We start from the raw sequence: 14,358 nt of genomic DNA, 5'->3' as shown, positions 1-14,358 counted from the left end.
TGCTAGAAAAACACCTCACCATGACTACGCCATTGCCAATACGCCACGATAGGCGGGGCCGGTGGGCGGTTAATGGATACAAATTCGCGGTTTGACCAAATGTTTGCGGCGCGGGCGGATGGGATTACTGGAACTCCCGCACGTAAGTATTCAGATTGTCGTTCCCCTCCAGCCCCAGCTTTTTCCGCAAGCGGTAGCGCTTGTTTTCGACTCCCCGGACGGAGATGTGCAGCAGGGGGGCGATCTCCTTGGAGGTAAGATCCATCTTGAGAAAGGCGGCTAGTTGCAGGTCGCCGGCGGTCAGTTGGGGGTGAGCCTGCCGGAGTCGCTTCAGAAAGGCTTCGTGTACCTCGTTGAAGTGGGATTCGAAGATGGCCCAGTCCTCCTCGTGGTTCAGATTGCGCTCGATGAGGTGCAGCAGCTTATGGGGGTCACGCGCCGTATCCTTGCGCTTGCCGAAGCGGGCGAGTTCCTCCTTCAGGTCCAGCAACATCTCATTCTTTTTCGCCAGGGTGAGGGTGGTGTTCGCCAGTTCGCGGCTTTTGCGTCTGTTCTCCTGTTCGAGTTGTCGGTTCCGGGCTTCGATGCGCTGTCGCTGCAGCTGGCGCAGGCGCACGGCCTCGAGTTTGCGGGCCTGCTGATGTAGTCGGTTTTTGTGCTCCTGCAGGAGCAGATACACCGCGCCACCGAACACGCCTGCGTACAGGGCATAGGCCCACGGCGTCCGGTACCAGGGGGCCGGTATGGAAAAAGAGACTTCCTGGGCCCCGCCGTACCAGTCCGCCTGCACCTGAAAACGGTAATCGCCTTCCCCCAGATTGGTGTACTCCTTCTCCCCGAGTTCCGACCACTCCGACCACTGATCGCTGAATCCCAGCAACCGGTACCGGTAGCGCACGGGCCGATCGAGGGCGGGGAGGACGTAGTCAAACCGCCATACGTCGTTCGATACCCGATCCAGACCTAAGCGGAGTGATGCGGCTTCCCCCCGGCCGCTCGTCGGTCGGTACGTCGCGAACCCTTCCTCCAGACAGAAAAGGTAAGTGCCGTCGGCGAGGGGAATGATACGCGGAAAGTTGCGGCGCAGCCTGACCGGATACTCCGCGATCTCCCGGGTACCCCGGTACACGGTTACCCGATCCCGGGCGGCGACGAACCACTCCCGCGTCTCGGCCCGGCCAGGAAGAATGTATTCCGCGGGCCGGACTTTAACGCCCCGAAACCGATCTAGCGGTTGAAAAGTATCGTCGGTATAGTGAAAGCGCTGTTCCTCCGTCTGTACGAGGAGGGTATCCCCGAACCGGGCGAGGAAGGGGCGCACGAGATCGGGGGCGCGTACGGTGTCTACCCCTAGGATCTCCCGCCAGTCGTCGGATAACCGGATACGGTAACTACCCCGCGAACCGTGGAGAGCGAGCAGTTGGTTGGGCCCCGTCCGGGCAATGAAGCGGACGGGGGCGAGCAGTTCCTCCAGCCGTTGTTCCGAGCTCCCGGCAGCGGGCGGGCCCTCGCTTGCCAGATCCAGAATACTCAGGCCGGTATAGTTTGCCTGCAGCAATCGGCCCGGTTGGTCGGGAACGACAATCGTCTGCCAACCCCCGGAACGCTCCGATATCCGCCGCGCCCGCCTACCCTCCACGAGAAAGGTTCCGTCGTTGTGACCGCAGAGGAGTCCGTAGGGCGTGACGCGCAGCTCCCAGACCTGACCGGCGGTGCCCGGTACGAGGACGAATTCGGTCGACTGGCGGTCCCGGACGAATAGCCCCTGATTAGTGCCGATGAAAAAATCGCCTTCGTACGTCTCGGCGGCGTACACCGCGCCGATCGGCTGCTTGCCCTGACGGTAAAACCGGAGGGGTTCGCTGCGGACGATAAGGTTTAGTCCGCGGTCGAGACCGGCCCAGAGGTTGCCGTCGCGGTCCTCGAAGAGCGCCAGTACCGTGTTGTTGCTCAGGCCGTTTCCGTAGTCTAGGTGATGCACTAGCCGCCCGTCGGCGTCGAATAGGTATACCCCACCCATGATGGTTCCCACGGCGAGGTGACCGTCGCGCAGGAGCAGCAGGCGGTTGATCTGCTGGTCGCGCAACACATCATCGGCCGTGGCGGACCAACTGAAGTAGGACCCGTTTCGGTACTTTAACACGGCATCCGTCGTGGCTACGAGTAGTCTGGCCCCCGCCCCCGTGATCCCGACGATCGGGTTCGGTGGTTCGGCGGCCACGAGGCGTCCCTCGGTGTTCGCGCCGGCGTAGACGAGGATGCCCCGGTCCGTGACCGGCACGAGCAGGGTGTCGGCCGTGGCGTGGGCGAACATCAGGCTGCCGGGAAGCTCAACGCGGACCGAATCCCCCCGCACCCAGTATAGCCGTGAGAAAGACTGCAGCACCACGGCTCCCGGAGCCAAGGTCTCGATGTTCCAGATTTCCTCGGTCTGCTCCGTGACCGGCAAGCGTGCGCTGAGGGAGGTATAATCGCCCAGCTTTCCACCGGCATCCGTGAAGTAGCCGAACTCGCCGTAGCCGCCTACGTACAGCCGCTCGTCGGCCCAGGCCACGGCCCGCACGGTCGGGCGCCCGGGTAGCTGGTGCAGGCTCCACGACAGGCCGTCGAAGCGCAGCACGCCCCCGGAATTGGCCACGTACAGCGTACCGTCGGGCGACTGGGTGACGCTCCAGTTCTGGTTCTCTCCACCGTAGTCGACGGCCGAGAAGGACCGCACCCGGGGAATAAGCGGACCCTGGGCCGGCAGCAGCGAACCGGTGAGCAGACAAAACAGCAGAAGGGGTAAACAACGGGGCACGCCGGCGGGGGTGGTGAACCGGCAAGATAATTCAGGCGTGGGAGCTAGCCGATCGTCAATCGTGCGGTATATCTTCCGTTAACACACCCAGGCACTCCGCGATACCCTCCCGGAAATTGCCGAGGCGGAGGTTTTCGTTGGGCGCGTGAATACTATTATCGGGATTGGGGATACGCAGGGAAACGGCGGGCAGCCCGAGCAAATTGACGAACGGGCCCATGGGTTGGGAGCCTCCGGTAAGGCGCATGCGGATCGGTTCCCGCCCCAGCGCGCGGGTCACGCCGGCCGTCAGCCAGTGATCGATGGGTGTTCCGAGCTCGGTACGGAAGGGGACCGAACCGAGGGAGTACGTAAAGGAGATGAGCCTGGAATGGGTCAGGCGCTCTTCCTCGGTGGGTTCGTCGTCGACGAAGTAGAAACCCCGGTCCGCGATGAAATCGCGCAGCAGTTGCACCTGCCGCTCGCCGGGCGTCTCCGGTACCAGCCGCATGTCGATCTCGACGGTTACGAACTCGGGAATGAGGGTGCGGACTTCCTGGCCGGTCCAGCCGCCGCGGATGCCGCGGACGTTGAGGCTAGGGTACTGCAGGGCCTCCTGATACGTATCGCCAATGGCCTCCTCCTCCGCGATGCCTACCATTTGCCGAATGGCGGCGTGGGTTTCGGGTACGGTATTCATGGCCCGCTTATCGGCTTCGGAAAGCGTGACGCCGGCGTAAAAGCCGGGGACGGTCACGCGTCCGCTGTCGTCCTTCATGGCCGCCAGTAAGCGTGCAGCGGTAAAGACGGGATTGGGGGCGAAGTTGCCGTACTGCCCGCTGTGGAGGGCGGTGCGGGGGCCGAAGATGCGCAGAGTTACCGTGGCAATGCCCCGGGCCCCGAAGGTGAGGGTGGGAAGGTTGGAGACGTGGCGGGTACCGTCCATAATGACCAGAAAGTCGGCGGCGAACAGCTCCCGGTGGCGCTCCACGGCGCCGGGCAGGTCGTCGCTGCCGAGCTCCTCCTGGAAATCCATGATCACCTTTACGTTGTATGCGGGTGGTATTCCCCGGGCGCGTAGTACGTCCAGGGCCGTAATGAAGGCTACGGCCGGGCCCTTCGAATCCGAAGCCGAGCGGGCGAAGAGGCGGAGTTCGGGGTCGAAGACGGCGGGCGGGTCGACGGTTACGTAACTGCCGTCGGCCTGCTGGCGCTTCAGTACGGCGCGGTAGGGGTTGGGTTGGTCCCAGGCGGTGGAGTCGACGGGCTGTCCGTCGATCTGCAGGTAAAACAGGACGGTAGGCAGGTCGGGGTCGACCCTTTTTTCCGCAAAGAGAAGGGGCATGCCCGGGGTTTCCAGGCGGGTGACGGTAAAGTCCAGGCCACGGAATCTTTCCCGGCACCAAACGAGGTTGTTTTCCACCTGTTCGGGGTAGTTACCGTCGTTGGGGATGGCGAGGAAGTCGGTGAGCTCGGCGAGGGCGGCGGGCAGGGCGGCGTCGGTAAGGCGGTCGATCTCCCGCAAGCCTATATTCTGAGCGCTGACCAGCAGGGGGCCGCACATGAACAGAATAAGGAGTAGGCAGTGCTGTAGAATGGGCATACGCTTTTGCAAGTCCAGTTTGTACGGAAGGTAGTACATCCGCTGCAGGAGTGAGTCGTTGCACGGGCATCGCTTTTCGTGTTCCGTTGGCTCCCGCGCCCCCGCCCGCATCTCCGAATCGCCATGGGGTTGAATGGGGGAAATGCCCCCAAGGGTTGACCGTTCAGAAGGTAGATCACTACTTCCCCGCCATGAAACGTTTTCTTCGTTCGCTACTTCGGTTTGGTAAATTTTTATTCAAGCTATCGCTGGTGTGCTGCGTGGCGTGGACGGCGTTAACGTTCTATGGCCTCCACCTTCTGGCGACCGATCCGGAAGCGCGTGCCGCGCACATCAGGGTCCTGCGGCAGATAGAAGAGGAGCACGACCGGGCATCCTACGGTCAGGGGGGGATCGGGACGGCCTTCCATGACCCCCTCAGCGTGTCGGGTCCGGAGGGCAAGGAATTCGTTCGCATCGGGCGGGCGCGGCCGCAACTACAGTTTCGGGCCGAGCAACTCGTATACGTACGGCCGGCACGGGGCCGGAGCCACTACGTGGAAATTATGGTCAATGGAGAGCCCGTGGAAACTATTTACGGATCGATTGCCGCCGTAAAACGGCAATTGCCCACGGATAGCCCGGACTTCTTTGTCGCGCGCGGGTTGATCGTAAATCTCAACTACGTAGATATCGTACACTGCGAGAGCATTCCCCCGGCGAATAAAAGCTACTTCAAATTGCGGGTCGACGATGGTTGTGGCGAAGCCTACGAGGTGAGAATCAGTCCTACGGCCATACCGGCGTTCAGGAAAAAGTGGGAGCTTTTCTGCGCGGAACGGGGATGGATTTAGATTGCGTGATAAATCACGGGGGTTTGCTGAACACGGCTTGGAAGCTCTGAGTCACCACCCTCACCTTAGGGGCATTACCGACGTGGGGAGGAGTAATCCTACCGCGTCATCACCCCCTAAATGCTTTCATTATGCTTACGTTTTTCCGCCCTTCGCTGATCGAAGACGACCAGTATCAGCCCACCCAGGACGACCTGGACAATCGCTCCCGTCAATTGAACGATCAGGACGATCGCTACTACCAGAGCCGGGGACAGGATGGCCGCCCGGCCGGCAAGTAAACGGCGTTTGCACTACGATGAGCGGCACCGACCTCCAGGTCGGTGCCGCTGTTCATTTCGTCCGCTGGCGGGATGTATCGAAGGGGTAAATCATTAAGCCTCCCGGTAGATGGCTCATACGATGATACCGGCTCCCGCGGCCCCGCCCGTTCCCTGCGTTTGGACCGCAAGGATAGCGGCTTAACTTAGACGCCCGGACTACGGAGCGAACTTGGCGAGGTAGGCCCGTTTATCCTGTCCCTGCCGGGGACGACCAAACCGACCGTTTCGTGGGCGTAACCGTACTTACCTTTCTTCTCTACACCGGATTCGTAGCCTTCTATGCGACCTGGCAACTCCGCCGGGATTCCCTGAACACCCAGGACGGTTACTTTCTGGGGGGTAGATCCCTGACGGGCGTGGTGATCGCGGGCTCCCTGTTGCTGACCAACATTTCCACGGAACACCTGGTGGGCATGAACGGCTCGGCCTACCGCAACGGGGCGATCATCGTGGCCTGGGAAGTCACCTCGGCCCTCGCGCTGATCGTAGGCGCTCTCTACTTCGCGCCGAAGTACCTGAAGATGGGCCTCACCACCATACCGGAGTTTCTGGAGAAGCGGTTTGATGGGCTGACGCGGACGATCGTGGCCCTGCTCCTCATCATTTCCTTCGTCGCTACGCTGTTGCCTATCGTACTGTATACGGGCGCGTTGAACATCGAGGCGATCTTCGAGATCTCCGATTTGCTGAACGTATCCGAGCGGGAAGGAATCTGGATCACCATCCTAATCGTCGGGATCATCGGCGCGGTGTACGCGATCTTCGGGGGGCTGAAGATGGTGGCGTATACGGATACCATTAACGGCTTTGGATTGTTGGTGGCGGGACTGCTGATCCCTACGCTGGCGCTGCTGCACATCGGCGACGGCAATCCGCTGACGGGCCTGAGCGCGGTGTTCGAGCACAGTCCGGAGAAGTTCAACGTGATTAGTAAAGAGCCCGGCGTGGGGGAAGGCGCGCGTACGGCGATCCTTCCCTTCGAGGTGCTGTTTACCGGCCTGGTGATCAATCAGGTATATTTCTGGACGATGCACCAATCGATCATCCAGCGTGTACTGGGTGCCGTGAGTCTGAAGGAGGCGCAGAAGGGCTTGTTGTTTACGGGATTGCTCAAGATCCTGGTGCCCTTCATCATCGTGCTTCCCGGGCTGATCGGTTTTTACTACTACGGGGAAGATCTGTACGACAATCCGGACAGCGTGTATCCGCTCCTGGTCAAGGAGGTCCTGCCGCTGTGGCTGACGGGTTTCTTCGTAGCGGTCATGATGGGGGCCATCTTCAGTACGTTCAACAGTACGCTGAACAGCGCGGCGACGGTATTCAGTCTGGGCATATTCAAACGCTACATTCAGCGGGATGCCGGGGATCTTAAGCTGGTAAGGGTGGGTAAGTGGACATCCGCCCTGTTGGCGATCTTTGCTATTGGTATTGCGCCCTTCGTGGCCAACGCGCCGGCGGGATTATACCAGTTGCTGCAACAGTTGAACGGCATTTTTTTCATCCCGATCGCCAGCGTTGTGACGGCCGGCTTCCTTTTTCCCCGGGTAACGGCGGCGGGGGCGAAGGCCGGACTTTTCTTCGGACTCGGGTTTTACGTCGTCATGGATTACGTGCTCGCCGTAAATCTGCACTTCGTCCATATCTGGGGTATCGAGTTCGTGCTGAACATCCTGGTCATGCACCTGGTATCGCTGGCGTCTGCGGAAGGGACACGTTTTGAAATGAACGACCGCGGACTGCTCGACCTCAAGCCGTGGAAGCACGCGAAAGCGTTCAGTATCTGCCTAATTATTCTGACGCTGATTTTTTATCTTTCCCTCGGAAACGCGTGACTCCCCGACCACGCATAAATTGTACGTCATGGCAGAAGTAAAGGAGTTTAGAAATTACGAAGCGCCGGACGTCTCGGCGGCGGTGAAGGAGCATTATCGGAAAATGCGCAGGAACCAGACGGTGGCGTACGTACGGGATATGCACCGGAAGTACCTGACCTTCGATAAGCCCCTCGACCTGTGGGAGGCCATGCGCTACCTGAACCGCCTCATCGACGTCAGCGACCCCGATCTCGATCTGCCCAACGTACAGCACCTCATTCAGAGCGCCGAGGCCATCCGGGCCGACGGCCGCCCCGACTGGATGCAGCTGACCGGCCTCATTCACGATCTCGGCAAGGTGATGTTTCTCTGGGGTTGTGACGCGGACGGCACCAGCCAGGACGAACAGTGGGGTATGGTCGGCGACGTCTTCGTGGTGGGTTGCGCGCTGCCGGATTCTTGCGTGTATCCCGAATTCAATGCGACAAATCCGGACATGCAGGACGATCGCTACAATACTACCTTGGGCATCTACGAACCGGGCTGCGGTATCGACAATGTCGACCTGGCCTGGGGGCACGACGAGTACCTCTACCAGGTGCTGAAGAATCACCCGACCAACACCCTGCCCGAGGAGGCGATGGTTATGATCCGTTACCACTCCTTCTATCCCTGGCACTCCGGAGGGGCCTACACCGAATTGTTGGGGGAAAAAGATGCAGAGTACCTGAAGATCATCAAGGATTTCAATCAGTACGACCTGTACACCAAGAGTCAGCAGGTGTATGACCTGGAGGACGTGATCGATTACTACCGGCCCATCGCGGAAAAGTATCTGGGAACGGGGCCGATCTACTGGTGATCATTTACGGTAGATAAAGCACGCCCCCCAATGACCTTTCGGCCCGCCGGGAGGTTCCTATGCCCATGCTTCCCCTGCAAAAGATCACCTATTCCCTTGCCCTGGCGTGCCTGTTCGTGTGCCTGATGTTTTTCGGCAAGATCCTGCTCGTTCCCGTGGTGCTGGCCTTCGTGCTGTGGTACCTGATAAATGCCGTCGACCAGCTTCTGCGTCGCATCCCCGGCGTGGGTACCAGGAGCCCCCGGGGGGTGAGCCTGACCGTGGCAGCCTTAGGGGTGCTGGCGGCCATCGTGCTGGCGGGAAGTCTGGTGGGACACCAGATCAACGAGATGATTGCTACGGCGCCGGATTACTGGATTAATCTGGAGCGTCAGTTCGACCGCATCCTGGTCAGTCTGGGCTACGATGAGGCCATTACGCTGCGGTCCGTGTACGGGGAGTTGGATATCAACGGTTACCTGCTCGGGCTGTTGACGGCCTTTACGACGGCAACGCGGCAGTTTTTACTCGTCCTGCTGTATACCTTATTTCTGTTGGTGGAGCAACATACCTTCCCGCGCAAGCTGGCTTCGCTGCGTCTGAACCCCCAACGACGTGCCCAACTGCTACACATACTGGATAAGCTCAATCGCGCGATACGCGCGTACGTAGGGGTGAAGTTCGCGGCCTCCCTGGCTACCGGCCTGCTTAGCTTTTTCGTGATCGAGTACGCCGGGGTGGATTTCGCTATCTTCTGGGCCTTCACCATTTTCGCCCTCAACTTCATCCCGACGATCGGCTCCATTGCCGCCACGATCTTGCCCAGTATGATGGCTCTGGTGCAGTTCGATTACCTGACGCCATTTTTGATCGTTGCTGCTGGGGTAGGGCTCATTCAACTCTGTATCGGAGGACTGCTGGAGCCCAAGCTGTACGGGGATGCGCTCAACATCAGCCCCTTCATCATCATCTTTTCGCTCATCCTGTGGGGCCTGCTGTGGGGGGTGGTCGGAATGTTGCTCTGCGTGCCGATCACCTTCGTGCTCATTACGTTCCTGGCCCAGTTCCGGTCCACCCGCCCGATTGCGGTTCTGCTTTCCCGGCGGGGGAAGGTGTAGCCGTCCCTATTTTCCTTACGACTACGGATTATGACAGTCGGCGGATCAACTTCCCCCGGCTTCGGGCGGTCTGTAGTAATGACTTAACGAGACATCCATGAGCACATCCGTAACCGAGGTTTTTTCCGAACTGATGACTTTATGCCGGGCCTGCCTGGGGATGTGCCGTCACTGCCTGGAAGCGACTTCCCCGACTGGGGCTTGTCACGATACTCTGCCGGATGTTATTCTGTCGCTGGAGGTAGCGACCATTATGCTGGAAACCAATAGTGAACTCGCCCTTGATCGGCTGCAGCACTGCGCGCAGACGTGCATCACCCATGCAAGCAGGTGGGAGGAGTATACCCATCCGCTGGTCCGACAGTGCACGATGTACTGCCGTCACCTTTACGATTACTGGAACGAGCAGTTGTTACTACTGTACCCGCCGCTCCAGCAGGGCTAGGACTACGCACGCTACCCCGTACCCCACCATCAAGCCTAACCACGCTCCTACTCCCCACCGCAGTCCGTAGCTGAACAGAATCGGCGCCGCGGCCGAGGCCACCACTACGAATAGCCGCACCGTACTCTTAATGCTGCCGAGAAATCGTGGTCCGTAACGTTCGGCCCAGAGGGCGGGGGTATTGACGGAATCCATGCCGCCGCTTACGGCCATAAGCGCGAAGAAGACGGGTACCGACCAACTGGCTTCTACGATGAGCAAGACTAGTAGCCCCGCTACCGCCGGCAACAGGACGAAGCGCAGCAGCCGCGTCGGTCCCACCCGGTCGATCACGTCTCCGCCGAAGAGCAGAAAAATGACCCGTACCAGCCCGTAGGCACTTAGTCCATAGGCCATGGTAGCGGGGGTGTAGCCACGTTGCTCCGCTATCACCGATTGATTAAAGACCAGGCCGGTGAAGACGAAGGGGATGAAAAGTACGATGGGCAGGATGAGCTGAAATCGGCGATCCCTCAGCACCTGCGCACCCGTCCACGAATGTACCTCCTCCGCCCCGGGGTCCCGGCGAAGCTGGGCCTCGGCCACCGTATCCGCCCGCTGAAAATCGTCGTGCCGCCGCACCAGTAACCACACCGCCGGCACGAAGACCAGCAGCACCGCCGCCCCGGCCATTAACCAAACGGGTTGGAAACCGTAGTCCACCATGAGGTAGGTCGCCAGCGGCGGCAATAGGACCTCGGCCACCGAAATGCCGATAATGGACAGCGCCAGTGCCCGCCCGCGCCGCTGATCGAAGTAGCGCCCGATGGTGGTAGAACCGATGAGCGGAAGTACTCCCTGACCACCCAGTCGGACAATGAAAAGACCGGCCACGAGCCAGATCGTCTGATCCGCAAAGGCCAGCAACAGCGTCCCTACGATCAGGCACACCGCCGTAGTCGTGCTCACGTACCGAACCCGAAACCGGTCGACCTGCCGTCCCACCACCGGAAGCACGAAGGCGGACACCAGGGTCACCCCCGAGTAGATAGCGGCGAAGGTGTTGTCGGCCCAGGCCATCCGCTCCGTCATCCGCGCCACGAACAGACTGATGAAGAAGGTCTGCCCTACGAAGCTGAAGAAGAAGTGAAGGAAGCCGAAGCCGAGGTAGCGAGGGTTCATATCAAGGATTGAGGGATGGAAGGACTGAAGGAGTGAATAAGGCCCCACGGGTCAGTGCTCCTTCATTCCTTCTAACATTCAGTCCTTCAATCCTTCATTCCCGAAGAGGCTCAGGTTAGCGGCCTCGACTTTCCGCTGGTATTCGGCGAAGTCGTTCCTGAAGAAGGCGTCGACCCGTTCGGTAAAATCGGCGGCGCTTTGCTGGAACTGATCGAGCGTGAACCGGGCCATCTGACTGGGTTGACCCTCGATCTGGCTGATGTATCTGCGGGCGCTGAAGAGTTTCGACTCCAGGTTGGTGGGGTTGCGCTGGATGCCCTTCAGGTCCTCGGCTTCGGTGTAGATCTCTTCGAGCTCGGCGATGCGTTTGATGATCTCCTTGCCTTCCTTGATAAGGGAATCCTTTACCGCTTTGGGGGCATCGGCCATGGCGCCTTCCACGCGGGTAATGCTTTTGCGGGCATTCTGCAGGCGGTCGAAGGCGTCGCCTACTTTCTTCACTTCGGTTTCAAGCTCGGCGTACATGCGGTCGCGCTCGGCGTAGCGGGTGCTGCCGGTGTAGTGATCGCGGGGATCGGCCTGTACGGTCACGATGGTTTCGTCGGTGTGGTTGCCGTAGGTCATGAGGATACGGTAAGTGCCCGGGACGACCGGCAGGCCGCTGGGGGTGTCGGCGTCTTCCTTCACTTCGCGGCGGCTGGGGTAGTTGATGCCGTCGCGGCGCATATTCCAACTCATGCGGTTCATGCCCCACTGGGGCTTGTGGGTGAAGGTGCGGATGGTGTCGCCGGTCTGTACGTCGATGACCTGGATCTTCACCTTTTCCTTCGGTGGGTCGATGGGATCGATCTCATCGTCCTGGTTGCGGTAGGCATCTTCGGGGTCGCCGGTTTCCCGACCGGGGATGTCCTCCTTAATTTCCGGGGCGATGAGGGAATACTTCGTGAGCTGACTCACATCGACGGTATCGGGTGCGGCGCTCGGACCACCGGGGCGGACCCAGAAGGTCAGCAGAGATCCGCCGGGCCGGTCCTCCCCCTGAAACTGCCCCTGGGCGTAAAAACGGGTACCCTGGTACGAGCGGGTTTCCCACTGGTAGGCATCGGGGGCGGGGAAGACGTAGAAGGAATCCCGGAGGATCTCCTGTCCCCGTCGCGCCATCTCCCGGAAGGGGCGGATATCGTCAAGGATGTACGCCGCCCGGCCGAAGGTGCCGATGATGAGGTCGTGCTCGCGGGGGTGGATCTTAAGGTCAATGGTGGAGACGTGGGGGTAGTCGGCATCGAAGCGCGTCCAGTTGTCGCCGTAGTCGAGGCTGTACCACAGTCCCTGGTCGGTGCCCAGAAAGAGCAGGTTGGGCTCTACGAGATCCTGCACGATGGCCTGTGCGTGGCCGCTGACCTTGTTCTCATCCACGATGCGGGTGAAGCTGTCGCCGTAGTTCGTGGTGTGGTAGACCATGGGGCGGTAATCGCCGCGGCGGTAATCGTTTACGACCACGAAGGCTTCTCCCGGATTGATGGGGGAGGCCTCGATGTAGCCGATCCAGCTGCCCGGGGTCATGCCGCTGAGTTTGCCGGTGAGCTCGGTCCAGTCCTGTCCGTCGTTGCGGCTGACGTGCAAGCGGCCGTCGTCGCTGCCGACCCAGAGGGTCTGGGGCTGCATAAACTGCGGCGGGGCGGGCACGATGGCCAGTAGGGTGGTGTGGTTCTCGGCCTGGGTGGCGTCGATGGTGAGTCCGCCGCTGATGTCCTGCCGCTGCTTGGTGGTGTCGTTGGTAGTGAGGTCGGGGCTGATGATCTCCCAGCTCTGGCCGGCGTCGGTGCTTTTGTGCACGTACTGGCTGCCCATGTATATGGTGTTGGCCTCCGTGGGGTGCTGGGCGATCGGGGCGTTCCAGTTGAAGCGCAGGAATTCCCCCTCGGGGTGGACGGGCCGGATGAAAGTCGTCTTGCCGGTCGACCGGTTTACGCGGCCGACGTAGCCTCCCTGGCTGGCGGCGTAGACGACGTCGGGCTGGTCGGGCTTAAAGATCAAGTCGAAGCCGTCGCCGAAGTATACTTCCTGCCAGTCGGCATCGGTGATCCCTCCGCTCTTCAGTCCCTGGCTCGGGCCGACCCAGCTGCCGTTGTCCTGCATGCCGCCGCCCACGAGGTAGGGGTAGCTCATGTCGTAGGAGATGTGGTAAAACTGGGCTACGGGGATGTTCTCCGCGAAGCGCCAGGTGTCACCGCCGTCGCGACTGAAGTTCAGGCCGCCGTCGTTGCCCTCGATGATGAATTCCGGGTTGTCCTTATCGATCCAGAAGGCGTGGTGATCGGGGTGCACGGCATTACCGTAATTGGCGATCTCCTCGAACGACTTGCCGCCGTCTTCCGAGCGCTCCAGCCAGGTGTGGACGTTGAATATGCGGTTCTCGTTCTGGGGATCGACGTACAGCTCGGCGTAGTAGAACGGGCGGGTACCGATGTTTTTCTTGCTGACCAGTTGGAAGGTTTCTCCCCCGTCGGTGCTCTTGTACAGGCCGTTTTCCTTGGCTTCGACCAAAGCGTAGAGGATATCGGGGCTGCTGGGGGCGATGGCCAGTCCGATGCGGCCGAGGTCACCCTTGGGCAGACCGTCCTTGGCGGTGCGGCGTTCCCAGTGATCGCCCCCGTCGAGGGATACCCAGATGCCGGAACCCGGGCCACCGGAGTTGAAGAACCAGGGGTCGCGGTCGAAGGTCCAGCTGGCGGCGATGAGTTTGTTGGGATTTTCGGGATCCATCACGAAGTCGGCGATGCCGGTGCCTTCGTCGACGTACAGGACTTTTTCCCAGTTCTTGCCGCCGTCGGTGGTGCGGTACACGCCACGTTCGGGGTTGGGGGCCCACATGCTGCCGAGTGCGCCGACGTAGACCGTATTCGGGTCGGTGGGGTGGGGCAGGATGCGGTGGATGTGGCGGGTGTCTTCCAGTCCCATCAGTTCCCAGTGTTTGCCGCCGTCGAGGCTCCGGTAGATGCCGCCGCCGTAGTTGGCCGAGTTGCGGGGGTTACCCTCCCCGGTGCCGGCCCAGACGATGCTGGGGTTGGCGTCGCTGACCGCAACGGCGCCGATGCTGAGGTGCTTCTGGTCGTCGAAGATCGGCTGAAAGTTGATGCCACCGTTTTCGCTGAGCCAGAGGCCACCCGAGGCGGTACCGACGTAGATGCGGTCCTTGTCGGTGGGGTCTACATCGATGCTCGTCACGCGACCGGACATGCCCGCCGGGCCGATGGGGCGCGGGGCGATGGCTTTCCAGTGGTCTTTGTTAAGTGGCTGTTGCTGGGCGAATGTAGTGGCGGGGCCGCAGGTGCAGAGGATTACGGCAAGGAGCGATAAAATTCGGTAGGTCATCGTTGGTATTCGGTTCCGCGCAAGATAAGCAGGGCGCGGGAGTGTTGGTTCCTCGCCACTACCGGT

At 60.7% G+C, this 14,358-nt stretch carries 10 protein-coding genes; 6 read left to right on the top strand and 4 right to left on the bottom strand.

Translation table 11 applies throughout. The features are described from left to right. Nucleotides 1–124 precede the first annotated feature (124 nt). Together NMA52_RS13625 and NMA52_RS13620 are read right to left on the bottom strand one after the other, a co-directional pair. Nucleotides 125–2,800 (bottom strand): triple tyrosine motif-containing protein, encoded by a 2,676-nt coding sequence (locus tag NMA52_RS13625; protein WP_254828244.1) that lies wholly within the window; start codon nucleotides 2,798–2,800, stop codon nucleotides 125–127. A 55-nt stretch (nucleotides 2,801–2,855) separates the two neighbouring features. Further along, entirely contained in the window at nucleotides 2,856–4,382 is a 1,527-nt protein-coding gene (locus tag NMA52_RS13620) for a M20/M25/M40 family metallo-hydrolase (protein ID WP_254828243.1), read from the bottom strand. Nucleotides 4,383–4,573: 191 nt separating this feature from the next. On the opposite strand from NMA52_RS13620, the gene NMA52_RS13615 reads away from it, so the two are divergent. From NMA52_RS13615 to NMA52_RS13590, 6 genes are all read left to right on the top strand, one after another. Further along, a complete protein-coding gene (locus tag NMA52_RS13615; RefSeq protein ID WP_254828242.1) occupies nucleotides 4,574–5,215 on the top strand; it encodes a hypothetical protein in 642 nt (213 codons plus the stop codon). Nucleotides 5,216–5,346: 131 nt separating this feature from the next. After that, nucleotides 5,347–5,496: a hypothetical protein gene (locus tag NMA52_RS13610; protein WP_254828241.1), complete on the top strand. Its 150-nt coding sequence runs from the start codon at nucleotides 5,347–5,349 to the stop codon at nucleotides 5,494–5,496. 269 nt (nucleotides 5,497–5,765) lie between these two features. Beyond that, the gene (locus NMA52_RS13605; protein ID WP_254828240.1) at nucleotides 5,766–7,370 is read left to right on the top strand and encodes a solute:sodium symporter family transporter; all 1,605 of its coding nucleotides are present in this window, start codon (nucleotides 5,766–5,768) and stop codon (nucleotides 7,368–7,370) included. A gap of 28 nt (nucleotides 7,371–7,398) precedes the next feature. Continuing rightward, a complete protein-coding gene (locus tag NMA52_RS13600) occupies nucleotides 7,399–8,214 on the top strand; it encodes an inositol oxygenase (RefSeq protein ID WP_254828239.1) in 816 nt (271 codons plus the stop codon). 65 nt (nucleotides 8,215–8,279) lie between these two features. Then, complete coding sequence (locus NMA52_RS13595; protein WP_254828238.1) at nucleotides 8,280–9,311, top strand: AI-2E family transporter; 1,032 nt, start codon at nucleotides 8,280–8,282, stop codon at nucleotides 9,309–9,311. A 97-nt stretch (nucleotides 9,312–9,408) separates the two neighbouring features. Continuing rightward, nucleotides 9,409–9,756: a hypothetical protein gene (locus tag NMA52_RS13590; RefSeq protein WP_254828237.1), complete on the top strand. Its 348-nt coding sequence runs from the start codon at nucleotides 9,409–9,411 to the stop codon at nucleotides 9,754–9,756. Here NMA52_RS13590 and NMA52_RS13585 read toward each other — a convergent pair. Both NMA52_RS13585 and NMA52_RS13580 read right to left on the bottom strand, forming a co-directional pair. Then, entirely contained in the window at nucleotides 9,727–10,917 is a 1,191-nt protein-coding gene (locus NMA52_RS13585) for an MFS transporter (RefSeq protein WP_254828236.1), read from the bottom strand. The genes NMA52_RS13590 and NMA52_RS13585 overlap by 30 nt on opposite strands. Nucleotides 10,918–10,995: 78 nt before the next feature. Further along, nucleotides 10,996–14,292: a hypothetical protein gene (locus NMA52_RS13580; protein WP_254828235.1), complete on the bottom strand. Its 3,297-nt coding sequence runs from the start codon at nucleotides 14,290–14,292 to the stop codon at nucleotides 10,996–10,998. Nucleotides 14,293–14,358: the final 66 nt, after the last annotated feature.

The organism is Lewinella sp. JB7 (assembly GCF_024297185.1).
Lineage (GTDB): Bacteria > Bacteroidota > Bacteroidia > Chitinophagales > Saprospiraceae > Neolewinella.
The sequence above is the reverse complement of the archived record's forward strand: the minus strand, read 5'-3'. Positions and strand labels throughout refer to the sequence as shown.